Annotated in this window: 11 protein-coding genes; 10 read left to right on the top strand and 1 reads right to left on the bottom strand. The window is 69.1% G+C overall.

Annotated elements, in window-relative coordinates; all coding sequences use genetic code 11:
• Positions 1-5 precede the first annotated feature (5 nt).
• Complete coding sequence (locus ACFQRE_RS16540; protein WP_380125837.1) at positions 6-932, bottom strand: AAA family ATPase; 927 nt, start codon at positions 930-932, stop codon at positions 6-8.
• A gap of 458 nt (positions 933-1390) precedes the next feature.
• On the opposite strand from ACFQRE_RS16540, the gene mraZ reads away from it, so the two are divergent.
• The 10 genes from mraZ (at position 1391) to murG (ending at position 13831) form a co-directional block, all read left to right on the top strand.
• On the top strand, positions 1391-1822 hold the full coding sequence (gene mraZ / locus ACFQRE_RS16545) for a division/cell wall cluster transcriptional repressor MraZ (protein ID WP_380124518.1): 432 nt from the start codon (positions 1391-1393) through the stop codon (positions 1820-1822).
• Between the two features lie 216 nt (positions 1823-2038).
• The gene (gene rsmH, locus ACFQRE_RS16550; protein WP_380124521.1) at positions 2039-3019 is read left to right on the top strand and encodes a 16S rRNA (cytosine(1402)-N(4))-methyltransferase RsmH; all 981 of its coding nucleotides are present in this window, start codon (positions 2039-2041) and stop codon (positions 3017-3019) included.
• Entirely contained in the window at positions 3016-3789 is a 774-nt protein-coding gene (locus ACFQRE_RS16555) for a hypothetical protein (protein WP_380124523.1), read from the top strand. Before rsmH ends, ACFQRE_RS16555 begins: the two co-directional genes overlap by 4 nt.
• Positions 3790-4079: 290 nt before the next feature.
• Entirely contained in the window at positions 4080-5885 is a 1806-nt protein-coding gene (locus ACFQRE_RS16560; RefSeq protein ID WP_380124525.1) for a peptidoglycan D,D-transpeptidase FtsI family protein, read from the top strand.
• Positions 5886-5896: 11 nt separating this feature from the next.
• Positions 5897-7444 (top strand): UDP-N-acetylmuramoyl-L-alanyl-D-glutamate--2,6-diaminopimelate ligase, encoded by a 1548-nt coding sequence (locus tag ACFQRE_RS16565; RefSeq protein WP_380124527.1) that lies wholly within the window; start codon positions 5897-5899, stop codon positions 7442-7444.
• Positions 7441-8871, top strand: a complete 1431-nt coding sequence (locus tag ACFQRE_RS16570) for a UDP-N-acetylmuramoyl-tripeptide--D-alanyl-D-alanine ligase (RefSeq protein WP_380124530.1) — start codon at positions 7441-7443, stop codon at positions 8869-8871. Before ACFQRE_RS16565 ends, ACFQRE_RS16570 begins: the two co-directional genes overlap by 4 nt.
• Entirely contained in the window at positions 8868-9950 is a 1083-nt protein-coding gene (gene mraY / locus ACFQRE_RS16575; RefSeq protein WP_380124532.1) for a phospho-N-acetylmuramoyl-pentapeptide-transferase, read from the top strand. Before ACFQRE_RS16570 ends, mraY begins: the two co-directional genes overlap by 4 nt.
• The gene (gene murD, locus ACFQRE_RS16580) at positions 9929-11437 is read left to right on the top strand and encodes a UDP-N-acetylmuramoyl-L-alanine--D-glutamate ligase (protein WP_380124535.1); all 1509 of its coding nucleotides are present in this window, start codon (positions 9929-9931) and stop codon (positions 11435-11437) included. Before mraY ends, murD begins: the two co-directional genes overlap by 22 nt.
• 4 nt (positions 11438-11441) lie before the next feature.
• The gene (gene ftsW / locus ACFQRE_RS16585; RefSeq protein ID WP_380124537.1) at positions 11442-12725 is read left to right on the top strand and encodes a putative lipid II flippase FtsW; all 1284 of its coding nucleotides are present in this window, start codon (positions 11442-11444) and stop codon (positions 12723-12725) included.
• Positions 12722-13831: an undecaprenyldiphospho-muramoylpentapeptide beta-N-acetylglucosaminyltransferase gene (gene murG, locus ACFQRE_RS16590; RefSeq protein WP_380124539.1), complete on the top strand. Its 1110-nt coding sequence runs from the start codon at positions 12722-12724 to the stop codon at positions 13829-13831. Before ftsW ends, murG begins: the two co-directional genes overlap by 4 nt.
• Positions 13832-13833: the final 2 nt, after the last annotated feature.

The raw sequence follows: 13833 nt of genomic DNA on the forward strand, positions 1-13833 counted from the left end.
CCGCGTCAGCGTGTCGGGGCAGGGACGCGAACGCGCTGGAGCAGGTCCGTGAGCACGTCGGCTGCGGACCGGTGCGCGAGCTGGCTCTCACCCGTGAGCATGAGTCGGTGGGCGAGGACCGGGATCGTCATCGACTGCACGTCGTCGGGCAGGACGTGGTCCCGTCCGGCAAGGGCGGCGTGGGCACGGCTGGCGCGCAACAGGTGAAGGCTCGCGCGAGGTGACGCCCCCAGACGCAGGGCCGAGCTCGAGCGAGTGGCCTGGGTGAGGTCGACGACGTACTGCTTGAGGGCCTGCGAGGCGTGGACCCCGCGGACCGCCTCGATCATCTGGGTCACGGTGGCCGCGTCGGTGACGGGGCGCAACTCGTCAAGGGGGGAGCGGGCGCTGTGCTGGTCGAGCATGTCGACCTCACTGCGCGCCGACGGGTAGCCCATGGAGATGCGCGCCATGAAGCGGTCGCGCTGCGCCTCCGGGAGGGGGTAGGTGCCTTCCATCTCGATCGGGTTCTGCGTCGCGAGAACCATGAACGGGCGGGGAAGCGCGTAGGTCGTGCCGTCGACGGTGACCTGTGCCTCCTCCATCGACTCGAGCAGCGCGGACTGTGTCTTGGGTGAGGCGCGGTTGATCTCGTCACCGACGACGACGTTGGCGAAGATCGCACCCGGGCGGAACTCGAAGTCGCGCACGTCCTGGTTGAAGACGCTCACACCGGTGATGTCGCTGGGCAGGAGGTCGGGTGTGAACTGCACCCGTCGCACGGATGCGTCGATGCAGCGCGCGAGGGTCTTGGCGAGCATCGTCTTGCCGACTCCGGGGACGTCCTCGATGAGGAGGTGTCCCTCGGCCAGGAGCGCAGTGACGGCGGTGCGCACGGCGGCCGGCTTGCCCTCGATGACGGTGTTCATCGCGCTCTGCAGTGAGCTCGCCACCTGGAGGACCTGATCGAGCGCTGCGCCCGATCGCGGCGCGCCCCCGTCAGCTCGTCGCTGCTCTGGATTGTTGCGGACCTGATGGACCTCGTCGTGTGTGGACACCGATGGCTCCTGGGATGGGCGCTCCCGAAGCCCTGCGCAACGGGGTTTTCGATCTTGCCCCACATTCCACCACTGGGGTAGGCGCTGGGGTCACAAATGCGTCGCTTCACAGCGTGCGTGCAGGTTCAGCGGGGGTGAGCGGACGGCATACGTGGGTATGCCGGGTGCTCCCGAGCGTGCGAACCGGCCGTCACGCCGAAAGCACTCCACTTTGCACCACCGCCTCTGACCTGCGAAAAAAGGGTTACTGAAGCCAGGTAACGACTTGATTTCGGTCAAAGGTGGAGTAAAGTGGAGGAATCCGGAGAGAAGTGTCGCCCCGGGGTCGGGTCGAAGTTGGGGAGGTGAGCGCGGTGTTTCTCGGTACGCACACGCCCCGCCTCGACGACAAGGGCCGCCTGTTCCTCCCGGCCAAGTTCCGTGAGCGCCTGTCAACCGGCCTCGTCGTGACCCGCGGGCAGGAACGCTGCCTCTACGTCTTCCCCATGGACGAGTTCGTCAAGGTGACCCAGCAGATGCAGGAAGCGCCGACGACCAACCGCGCCGTCCGCGACTACATCCGCGTCTTCCTCTCCGGCGCCAGTGACGAGATCCCCGACAAGCAGGGACGCGTGACCGTCCCGGCCCACCTGCGTCAGTACGCCGGTCTCACCCGGGAGTGCACCGTCATCGGCACGGGATCGCGCGTCGAGGTCTGGGACACCGACGCCTGGAACGCCTACCTCGCGAGCACCGAGCAGGCCTACTCCGAGCAAGCCGAGGAGGTCATCCCCGGACTCATGTGATGCATCCCCGGCTCCCGGCCTCCAGCCGACTGGGCTCCCGACACGACTTCCCCCGTGCCGGGCCCCGGACGGATGGGGACCAGGAGCCGGGGAACGGATCACGACCCCGCAGGGACCGACCCGCTGCCGCACCACATCTCAGCCCCACCGCACAGCGCCAACACCAGATGCACGCCACAGCCAGTCACAGCCAGTCACAGCCAGAAGGAGATCGAGATGGAGTCACGGGGAGCCGCCGAACAGCGGCACGTTCCCGTGCTCCGCGACCGCATCGTCGAACTCCTGGCCCCGGCCCTCACTCAGCCGGGGTCCGTTCTGGTGGATGGGACGCTCGGGATGGGCGGCCACGCGGAGGCCTTCCTCGAGGCGTGCCCCGAGGCGACCGTCATCGGAATCGACCGCGACGAAGAGGCGCTGGCGCTCGCCGGGGAGCGGCTCGCCCGCTTCGGCGAGCGGTTCCGTGGCGTGCACGCCGTCTATGACGAGATCGGCGACGTCGTGAAGGACCTTGGTCTGCGCGAGGTCCAGGCCGTGCTGTTCGACCTCGGCGTCTCCTCGCTCCAGCTGGACGAGGCCGACCGCGGTTTCGCGTACGCCCAGGACGCGCCCCTCGACATGCGCATGGACCAGGGGAGCGGCATCACCGCCGCCGAGGTCCTCAACACCTACGCCCCCGCCGACCTCCTGCGGATCCTGCGGGACTACGGCGAGGAGCGGTTCGCCAAGCGCATCGTCTCCTCTGTCGTGCGCGAACGTGAGATCGAGCCGTTCACGCGCTCTGCCCGACTCGTCGAACTGCTGCGCGCAGCCGTGCCTGCGGCCTCGCAGCGCACCGGCGGCCACCCGGCCAAGCGCACCTTCCAGGCATTGCGCATCGAGGTCAACGACGAGCTCGGCGCCTGGCAGCGCGCGGTCCTCGGCTCGATCGACGTGCTTGCCGTCGGCGGACGGATTGCCGTCCTGTCCTACCACTCGCTCGAGGACCGCATCACCAAGCGCGCGCTCGTCGCCGGTGCAACTTCAAGCACCCCTCCCGGTATCCCCGTCGAGCTCCCCGAGCACGCGGCATACCTCCGTCTGCTCACCCGAGGCGCCGAAGAGCCCTCGGAGTCCGAGCAGTCCACGAACCCCCGATCCGCGTCGGCACGACTGCGGGTTGCAGAACGTACACGTCCTACGAAGGGAGCCCGGCGATGACTCAGACCGCGGCCCGTCCACTGAATCGCTCCGCACCACGGACGATCCCGCGCACGTCCCGTCCGCGTCCGCTGCGCGTCGTCCGCGAGCAGCCGCAGCACGGTCAGCCGGCGTTCGTCGCCGCCTGTCTCGCCCTGCTCATCGCCGGCCTGATCGGCGTGCTCATGCTCAACACCGCCATGGCCAAGGGCTCCTTCGTCCTGGGTGACCTGCAGGACACCTCCAACCAGTTGTCCGACGCCGAGGAGGAGCTCAGTCACGCGATCGACGCCTCGAGCACTCCGGCCGAGCTGGCCAAGCGCGCCCTCGACATGGGCATGGTTCCGTCGACGACCGCCGCGTTCCTCCGACTCAGCGATGGCAAGGTTCTCGGCGTGGCGGAGGTCCCGGACGCGAAGAAGGAATTTACTGTTGCCACACAAGGCAACTCGGCTGCCGCGGCTGCCCGCCCCGCCACGACCCCTGCGACAACGGTCAAGACGGTGGGCACCGTGACGACGACAACGGTGACGACGGTCAAGGGGGCCAACATCGAGGTGACGACCACGAGCGTCGACTCCCGCACGGGGATGACCAGCACGACGACCTCGACCAGCAAGCAGGCCCCCGCGCAGGCTGCCAGCGCCGGCACCGGGCCGAGCTCCACGGCCACGGCCTCCCCGAGCAACTCGGGCGCCACCCCGTCGGCCAAGCCGGACGCCTCGGCGAAGCCCGACGCGTCGACCGCACCGAACCAGGCGGCTCGCCCCACCGCCACGACGACGCCGTGACGCCCCGGACGCCGCCGCCGCGCCCGGCCAAGAAGCGCCAACCCCCCGCCACCGGTGCTGCTCGCACGCAGAAGCCTGCTCCGGCAAGACGACCTGCCCCCGCGAAGCGTCCGGCTGCGGCCAAGCGCCCCGGTCCGGCCAAGCGTCCTGCCCCGGGCCGGGTCGCGTCGTCGTCGAGGGCCCAGGGTGCCTCGCGTCCTGCGCCTCCCCGGACGGCGCGCAAGGGACCGCCGCGTCGCCCCACGGCCCGGCGCAGGGCCACCACGCCGCCGGGCAATCCCCGCCGTCGCATGCGCGGACTGACCGTCGCCACGATCTTCGTCTTCAGCATCTTCGCGGCGCAGCTGCTCCGGATCCAGGGCTTCGACTCGTCCGCCGTCGCCGCCGAGGCGCTCGAGCAGCGCACCGAGAAGGTCACGATCCCTGCCCTGCGGGGCAAGATCACCTCTTCGGACGGTGTCGTGCTCGCGTCCAGCCGGGCTCGCGAGACCGTCGTCGCCGACCCCACGGCCGTCTGCACCTACAAGCAGAAGGACAAGAAGAAGTGCGACCCCGCCACGAGCGGTGTCGCCGTCGACCTTGCCGCCAAGGCTCTCGCGCCCCTGCTCGGCAGCACCGTCGAAGACCTGCGCCCCAAGCTCACTGGCAAGGGCCGCTACCAGGTCCTCGACCGCAAGGTGAGCCCGCTGACGTGGCGCAAGGTCGCGGGACTCGGCATCCCCGGCATCTACAAGGACTCGGCCGAGGCTGTCCCCGAGCGCGTCTACCCGCAGGGCCCCAACTCCGCCTCGCTCGTCGGGTTCGTCACCGATGACGGCGCGGCCGGTGGCGGGCTCGAGACGATGATGGACAAGGCCCTCAAGGGCACCGCTGGCCACTCCGTGTTCGAGAAGGCGCCCGACGGATCCAAGATCCCCGGAGGTCGTCAGGGTGGGGTCAAGGCCGTGGACGGCAAGGACGTCACCCTCACGGTGAACTCCAACATCCAGTGGTACGCCCAGAACGCGATCGCGCAGCAGATGGCCAAGATGGGTGGGCAGTCCGGCACCGCGGTCGTCATGAACGCCAAGACGAGCGAGATCCTCGCGCTGGCCTCCTACCCGACCTACGACCCCAACGACATCGGTCGCGCCAAGGGCAGCCTGGTCAACAAGGCCCTCAACGACGTCTTCGAGCCCGGCTCGACGGCCAAGGTCATGACGATCGCTGCGGCGATCGAGGACAAGAAGGTCACCCCGGACCAGCCCGTCATCATCCCCAACCGGATGAAGCGCTACGACGCGCTGTTCAAGGACAGCCACGACCACCCGACCCTGAACCGCACCGTCGCCGGCACGCTCGCGGAGTCGAGCAACATCGGGACGATCCTCATCGGTGAGACGCTCGAGTCCAAGCGGCTGGAGGAGTACTACCGCAAGTTCGGCCTCGGCTCGAAGTCCGGCATGGGCTTCCCCGGGGAGTCCGCCGGTCTCCTTGCCCCGGCCGAGAAGTGGAGCGGCACCCAGCGCTCGACGGTCATGTTCGGTCAGGGCCTGTCGGTCACGGCGATCCAGGCGGCCTCGGTCTTCCAGACCATCGCCAACGGCGGAGTCCGCATGACGCCGAACCTCATCGAGGGCACGACCAACGCCAACGGCACCTTCACCAAGACGGCGTCCAAGCCCGGGACCCGCGTCGTCTCTCAGGACACGGCGAGCAAGATCAACGCCATGCTCGAAGGCGTGGTCTCCAAGGAGGGCACTGCCCCCCAGGCCCAGATCCCCGGATATCGCGTCGCCGGCAAGACGGGTACGGCCGACTTCTACGACGCCACTCTCCGCAGGTACAGCGGCAAGACAGCCAGCTTCATCGGCTACGCACCTGCCGACAACCCCGAGATCGTCGTGGCCGTCATCATCCAGCGACCCAGCGCGAGCATCTTCGGCGGGACGGTCGCCGGCCCGGTCTTCCACGACGTCATGACCTACGCCCTCCAGGAGCTCAAGGTCCCCCCGACGGGGACGACCAAGGCGCCGATCAAGATCTCGGTCACCCCGGAGGAGGCCGCGTCGGACCCCAGGACACTGCGGGACAGACCACGCGGCAGCGGCAAGTAGTCTGACTGGTCGTGTCTGCACCCCGACCCGCCTCCCTGACCAGCTCGAGCGTTCGTGACCTCGCGCTGCTCGTAGGCGCACCCACCGCCGGTCTCAGCGACGTCGATGACCTCGTCGTCAGCGGAGTGACCCTCGACTCGCGCGCCGTCCGACCCGGAGACCTGTATGCCGCACTGCCCGGTGCCCGGGCCCACGGCGCCGACTTCGCCGCGCAGGTGGCGGACGCGGGCGCCGCTGCGGTCCTGACCGATGCCGACGGCGTCGAGCGACTTCGTGCGGCCGGTGTCGCGCTGCCCGTGATCAGCATCCAGGAGCCGCGATCCGTCCTCGGCAGGATCGCCGCACACATCTATGGCACGACAGACCTGAACCTCACCATGGTGGGGATCACCGGCACCAACGGCAAGACGACGACGGCCTACCTCGTGGCCAGCGCGCTCGACGTGCTGGGGCACCGGACCGGGCTCATCGGGACGGTCGAGACGCGCATCGGTGACGAGCGCATCAAGAGCGTGCGCACGACGCCCGAATCCACCGACCTCCACGCGATCCTTGCCGTCATGGACGAGCGCGACACGGACACGTGTGTCATGGAGGTCTCGAGTCACGCGCTCAGCCAGCACCGCGTCGACGGTGTCGTCTACGACCTGTCGCTCTTCACCAACCTCTCCCAGGACCACCTCGACTTCCACGCCGACATGGAGGACTACTTCTCCGCCAAGGCGATGCTGTTCACCCCGGAGCGCTCGACGCGCGGACTCATCTGTGTCGATGACATCTGGGGCCGCCGCCTCGCGGAGGAGTGCGGCATACCGGTCACGACGTTGACGACGCTCGAGGGCCAGGTTGCTGACTGGGTGGTCACGGTGGACCCGACCGAACCTGCGCGATTCTCGCTGCGCGGCAGCGGAATCGAACTCGATCTGCGCTCAGCACTGCCCGGAGACTTCAACGTCGCCAACACCGCCATGGCAGCCGTCGCGCTGCTTCTTCTCGGTGAGGACACCGAGGCCGTGGGCCGCGCGATCCTCACGGACCCCCACGTCCCGGGTCGCATGGAGAAGGTCGCGCCCACCCAGGCGGCCGACATCGACAGCGGACTCCTCGCCGTCGTCGACTACGCCCACACACCGGATGCGGTCGAGGCTGCGCTGGCAGCGCTGCGACCCACGACCACCGGCCGACTCGTCGTCGTCCTCGGTGCCGGTGGTGACCGCGATCGCGGCAAGCGCCACGGCATGGGTCGGGCCGCGGCCGGACTGGCCGACGTCGTCGTCGTCACCGACGACAACCCCCGCAGCGAAGACCAGGCCGAGATCCGCACGGCAGTGGTCGAGGGTGCTCAGTCCCTCGACTCGACGGCGGTGCTCGTCGAGGTCGGCGGCCGACGAGAAGCCATTCGCGAAGGCGTTCGTCTCGCCCGCGAGGGCGGGCCGGGTTCCGTCGTCGCCGTCGTCGGCAAGGGACACGAGACCGGCCAGGAGATCGCCGGAGTCGTCCACCCCTTCGATGACCGTGACGAACTGAGGGCCGCTCTGGACGAGGAGGTCACTTCGTGATCGCCCTGTCGCTCGCCGAGATCGCCGCCGCGACCGGAGGCACGCTCCACGGCGCGCCCACCTCAGGTCGCCGCCCCGTCATCACCGGTGCCGTCGTCACCGACTCCCGTGAGGCGCAGCCCGGCAGTCTCTACGTTGCTCGCATCGGCGAGTCCATGGACGGCCACCAGTTCGTCGGCGCCGCCCGCGACAACGGTGCAGTCGCCGCCCTCACGAGCCGGCCCGTCGACGAGCTGCCGTGCGTCGTCGTCGACGACGTCCAGGCCGCCTTCGTCGCCATCTCCCGCGCCGTCCTCGACCGCGCCACGAACCTCACCGTCATCGGCATCACCGGCTCGTCGGGCAAGACGAGCACCAAGGACCTGCTGGGCAGCGTCCTCGGTGCTGCGGCCCCGACGATCGCGCCGGTCGGTTCCTACAACTCCGAGGTCGGCGTCCCACTCACCGTCACCCGAGTCGCCGACGACACACGCTTCCTCGTCGTCGAGATGGGCGCCAGAGGCATCGGCCACATCGCCTACCTGACCAGGATCGCCCCACCGAGCATTGGTGTCGTCCTCAACGTCGGCACGGCCCACGTCGGCGAATTCGGTTCTCGCGAGGCCATTGCACGCGCCAAGGCAGAGTTGATCGAGGCCCTGCCGAGTGACGGCGTAGCCATCCTCAACGCCGACGACCTGGTCGTGCGCGCCATGAGCGACCGCACGAGGGCACGCGTCGTCCTCGTGGGCGAGGCCGCCGACGCGACCCTCCGCGCCGAGGACATCACCGTCGGCAGCGACGGCCGAGCGACCTTCCGCGCCATCACCCCGGCGGGCGAAGCCACGATCGCGCTCCGGCTCGTCGGTCGCCACCATGTGGGCAACGCCCTGGCCGTACTCGCCGTCGCCCTGGAATGCGGCATACCCCTCGCATCGGCGGCCACGTCGATCGCGGAAGCCGGCATCGTCAGCCGCTGGCGGATGGAAGTCACCGAACGCCCCGACGGGGTGACCGTCGTCAACGACGCCTACAACGCCAACCCCGACTCGATGCGCGCGGCTCTCGCGGCGCTCGAGTCCATGGGGGAGGGCCGGCGCACCTGGGCCGTCCTGGGCTCGATGCTCGAGCTCGGCGACGAGTCCGACACCGATCACGCCGAGGTCGGCGCCGAGGCACAACGGCGAGGTGTCGACGAGCTCCTCGTCGTCGGTGAGACCGCACGCCCCATGGCCGACATCGCGTCTGTCGACGGCACCCGTATCCGTTGGGTCGCCGACGCCGATGCGGCGCAGGCGTTGCTCCGGGCAGAAGTCGCACCACCAGACGTCGTGTTGTTCAAGTCGAGCCGGGATGCAGGTCTACGGTGGCTCGGAGACAGGCTCACCGAACCACCGACCGTGCCTGATCAGACACCAGCCCGCACCACCCAGGAGGACCCCCAGTGAAGGCCGTGCTCGTTGCTGCGGTGGTCAGTCTGATCGTCGCGCTGCTCGGCACTCCCATGTTCATCAAGTGGCTGGTGAAGCAGGGTTACGGCCAGTTCATCCGTGATGACGGTCCGACCTCGCACCACACCAAGCGCGGCACCCCGACCATGGGTGGGGCGGTCATCGTCGGCGCGACCCTGCTGGCGTACGCCATGGCGCACATCGTGTTCTGGTCGGCCCCCAGCTGGAGCGGCGTCCTCGTCCTGTTCCTCATGGCCGGGCTCGGGCTCATCGGTTTCCTCGACGACTACATCAAGATCAGCAAGCAGCGCAGCCTCGGGCTCCGGTCCAAGCAGAAGCTCGCCGGCCAGACAGCGGTCGCCACGATCTTCGCGATCCTCGCGCTGCAGTTCCCCAACAACTCGGGCCGCACCCCGGCCTCGACGAAGCTCTCGTTCGTCCGCGACTCCAACCTCGACCTGGCCTTCGCTGGGACGATCGTCGGCGTCCTGCTCTTCGTCCTCTTCGCCAACGTCGTCATCGCCGGCACGAGCAACGGCGTGAACCTCACCGACGGACTCGACGGTCTGGCCACCGGTGCGTCGGTGATGACGTTCGCGGCCTATGTCCTCATCGGGATCTGGCAGTTCAACCAGAACTGCCAGACCAACCCCGGCATCAAGTGCTACGAGGTGCGCGACCCGCTCGACCTCGCCATCGTCGCGGCGGCCGCGATGGGTGCCTGTTTCGGGTTCCTCTGGTGGAACGGCTCGCCGGCCAAGATCTTCATGGGCGACACCGGCTCGCTCGCCCTCGGTGGTCTGCTCGCGGGCCTCGCCATCGTCACCCGCACCGAGTTCCTCGTCGTCATTCTCGGCGGGCTCTTCGTCACCATCACGCTGTCGGTGATCATCCAGGTCGCGTCGTTCAAGTCGACCGGCAAACGCGTGTTCCGCATGGCCCCGCTGCAGCACCATTTCGAGCTCCTCGGCTGGCAAGAGGTGACCATCGTGATCCGCTTCTGGATCATCGCCGGCCTCTTCGTGGCGCTGGGTCTCGGCCTGTTCTACGCCGAATGGGTCGTGGGCGCAGCATGACCGCCGGCACCACCGATCGGCTGGAGCGGCTCACCCACCGCGAGGCCGATTGGGCAGGGCTGCGCGTCCTCGTCGCCGGACTGGGTGTCAGTGGCTTCGCGGCCGCGGATGCCCTGCTGGAGAGAGGCGCTCACGTCGTCGTCGTTGACGGCTCGTCCGCCGATTCGTCGCCGGCCATGGCCGAGCGCGCACGCATTCTCGAGGTCCTTGACGCCGAGTTGCGCTTCGGTCCCGAACACGTTGCGGGTATGCCGTCCGAGCAGGTCGATCTCGTCGTCACCTCTCCGGGATGGGCGCCGACCCAGCCTCTGCTGGCCGCTGCGGCTCAGGCTGGTGTGGCGATCTGGGGTGAGGTCGAACTGGCCTGGCGGATGCGACCCCTCGAAGGTGCGGCGCCGTGGCTCACCGTGACCGGAACCAACGGCAAGACCACCACCGTCCAGATGCTCACCTCGATCCTGCGGGCCGCAGGCAAGCGCGCGATCAGCGCCGGCAACGTCGGCACCCCGATCCTCGAGGCGATCATGGACCCGGAGCCGTTCGACGCGATCGCCGTCGAGCTCTCGAGCTTCCAGCTGCACTGGTCCGACTCGATCCGACCGCAGGCCTCGGTCTGCCTCAACGTCGCGCCCGACCACGTCGACTGGCACGGCAGCCATGACGACTACGTGGCCGCCAAGGGCAAGGTCTACAACGGCACGCAAGTCGCCTGCATCTACAACGTCGACGACCCCCAGACCGAACGCCTCGTCGAGGACGCGGAGGTCCAAGAGGGTTGTCGTGCCGTCGGGTTCACCCTGGGCACCCCAGCCCCGTCGATGTTGGGTCTCGTCGGCGACGTCCTCGCCGACCGAGCGTTCGTCGAGCAGCGCCGTCACGCCGCAGCCGAGCTCGCCACGATCGAGGACCTGCGTGGCGACGCACCCGACGTCGCGCCCCACCTCGTGGCCAATGCCCTGGCCGCGGCGGCTCTGGCCCGAGCACATGGCGTCGACGCCGGAGCGGTTCGCGCGGGCCTCAAGGCGTTCCGTCCCGAGGCACACCGCATCGCCCACGTCGCGACGCTCCACGAGGTGCGCTACGTCGACGACTCCAAGGCGACGAACCCCCACGCAGCGGCAGCGTCGCTCACGGCATACGAGCACGTCGTCTGGATCGCCGGTGGCCTCCTCAAGGGTGCCGACGTCGACGACCTCGTGCGCACGGCCGCTCCTCGGCTGCGTGGTGTCGTGCTCCTCGGTCGCGACCGCGCGCTGATCGCTGACGCGCTTGCCCGACACGCGCCGGATGTCCCCGTCGTCGACGTCGCGGACACGGACACTGGAGTCATGGATCGCGTCATCTCGCAGGCCGCGTCGCTCGCTCAGTCGGGCGATGTCGTGCTGCTTGCGCCGGCGGCCGCATCCATGGACATGTTCGTCAACTACGGCGCACGCGGAGACGCCTTCGCCGAGGCGGTGCTCCGCCGCGCGGCTTCGGGGGAGTGAACCAGTGAGCAGCACGACCGGTTCCGTCAAGAGTTCCGTCAGGACGCCAGCCAACAGCCCGGCCAAGGACGCTCGCAGCGCGGGCATCGTCTCCGAGTGGCTCGAGCGTCTCAACCGGCCCGTCACCACCTACTACGTCCTCGTCGGTGTGACGACGGTGCTCATCGCGTTCGGCCTGATCATGGTGCTGTCGGCCTCGGCCGTGACCTCGCTCAGCGAGACCAACTCCGGTTCGGCCTACTCGATCTTCTTCAGCCAGCTCGTGTTCGCGACGGTCGGGATGGTTGCGCTTCTCATCGCGTCGCGCCTGTCCGTGGCGACGTGGAAGAAGCTGGCCCTGCCCGTGCTCGTCGCCGGGCTCATCTTCCAGATTCTCGTCTTCACGCCACTGGGTGTGGGGGTCAAGGGCAACCGCAACTGGCTCAACTTCGGGTTCGTGACGATGCAGCCGTCCGAGCTGCTCAAGGTTGGACTGGCTCTCAGCGGTGGCCTCGTCCTGTCGGCCAAGCGCAAGCAGCTCGCCCGCGTCGGACACGCGCTCGTGCCCTACGTCTTCCCGATCGCCCTGTTGGCGATCGGCCTCGTTCTCGTCGGCCATGACCTCGGCACCGTGCTGGTCATGGCGGCCATCGTGGGCGGCGTCCTGTTCACCGCAGGAGTTCCCGGTCGATGGTTCGCCCTGTCCGCCGCGGCGTTCTCAGCCATGGCAGTGGCCTTCGTCGTCACCAGCCCCAACCGACTCGGGCGCTTCGACGTCTGGCTCGGCCGCGACACCGACCAGTTCGGGCCCGCACGGCAGTCCATCCACGGCCGCTATGCCCTCGCCGACGGCGGCTGGATCGGGGTCGGCCTCGGCCAGTCCCGCGAGAAGTGGAAGTGGCTCTCGGAGCCGCACAACGACTTCATCTTCGCGATCATCGGCGAGGAGCTCGGCCTGCCCGGGACGATCATGGTGCTCGCCCTCTTCGTCGTCCTCGCGCTGGCCTGCTACCGCCTCGTGATGCGCAGCTCCGACTTCTTCGTCCGCATCGCCACCGCCGGGATCATGAGCTGGATCATCGTCCAGGCCATGATCAACGTCGGCGCCGTCATCGGGCTGCTCCCCGTCATCGGTGTGCCGCTCCCGTTCGTCTCCTCAGGTGGATCGTCCCTCGTGACAACGATGTTCGCGCTCGGGATCCTGCTCTCGTTTGCCCGTGCCGAGCCCGGATGTGCGAAGGCTCTCGCTGCGCGTCCGTCGCTGCTCAAGCGCTCCTTCGCCGTTCTGCCCAAGCGGTCGCGGTCATGACCGACACGACCGGACTCCTGACGTCGGTCGTGCTCGCCGGTGGCGGCACTGCCGGGCACGTCTCGCCCCTGCTCGCCCTGGCCGACTGCCTGCGTCGCCGCGAGCCCGACGTCCGCATCACCGCCCTCGGCACGGCAGAGGGCCTCGAAGCCCGACTCGTGCCGGCGCGCGGCTACGACCTCGAGGTCGTCCCCAAGGTCCCCCTGCCGCGCCGGCCCTCGGGGGCGCTGCTCCGCCTGCCCGGGTCGCTGCGGCGGGCGGTGCAGGCCGCCGACGACGCGATCAGCGCTGCGGACGCCCGGGTCGTCGTCGGCTTCGGCGGCTACGTCTCGACGCCCGCCTACCTGGCAGCCCGGCGACGCGGCATACCCATCGTCGTCCACGAGCAGAATGCTCGCCCCGGCCTTGCCAACAAGGTCGGTGCGCGCTTCGCCACGCACGTCGCAGTCACCTTCCCGGACACGCCGCTGCGCGGCGCCACAGTCACGGGTATGCCGTTGCGACGCGAGATCGCGCTCCTTGACCGCAAGGCCCGCCGCGCCGAAGCCCTGGCCAACTTCGGGCTCGACCCGCAGTGGCCGACGGTGCTCGTCACTGGTGGCTCGCTCGGTGCGCAGCGCATCAACGAAGCCTTCCACGGTGCCGTCAGCTCGCTCAGCGCAGCAGGTGTCCAGGTGCTGCACGTGACCGGTGTGGGCAAGGAGTTCGACGTGCCCTCTGCCGGAGCAGGCGCTCCCTATGTCGTCGTTCCCTACGCGGACCGGATGGAGTTGGCCTACGCCGCGGCCGACATCGTCGTGGCGCGATCCGGTGCCAACACCGTCTGTGAGCTCACCGCCGTGGGGCTCCCAGCGGCCTATGTCCCACTGCCCATCGGCAACGGCGAGCAGAGCCTCAACGCGCGCGCCGTGGTCGCTGCCGGCGGTGGTCTCATCGTCGACGACGCAGACCTCACGACCGACTGGGTGGAGCGCACCCTGGTCCCGCTCCTGCGTGACGCCCCCGGCCTCGCCGAGATGGCGGCCGCAGCGGCGTCCGTGGGGGAGCGCGGCGGTGACGAGTTGCTGGCTGATCTCGTCATCGATGCTGCATCGAGGAGGGGCTGATC

The sequence above is a fragment of the Knoellia pratensis genome (genome assembly GCF_042666395.1).
Lineage (GTDB): Bacteria > Actinomycetota > Actinomycetes > Actinomycetales > Dermatophilaceae > Knoellia > Knoellia pratensis.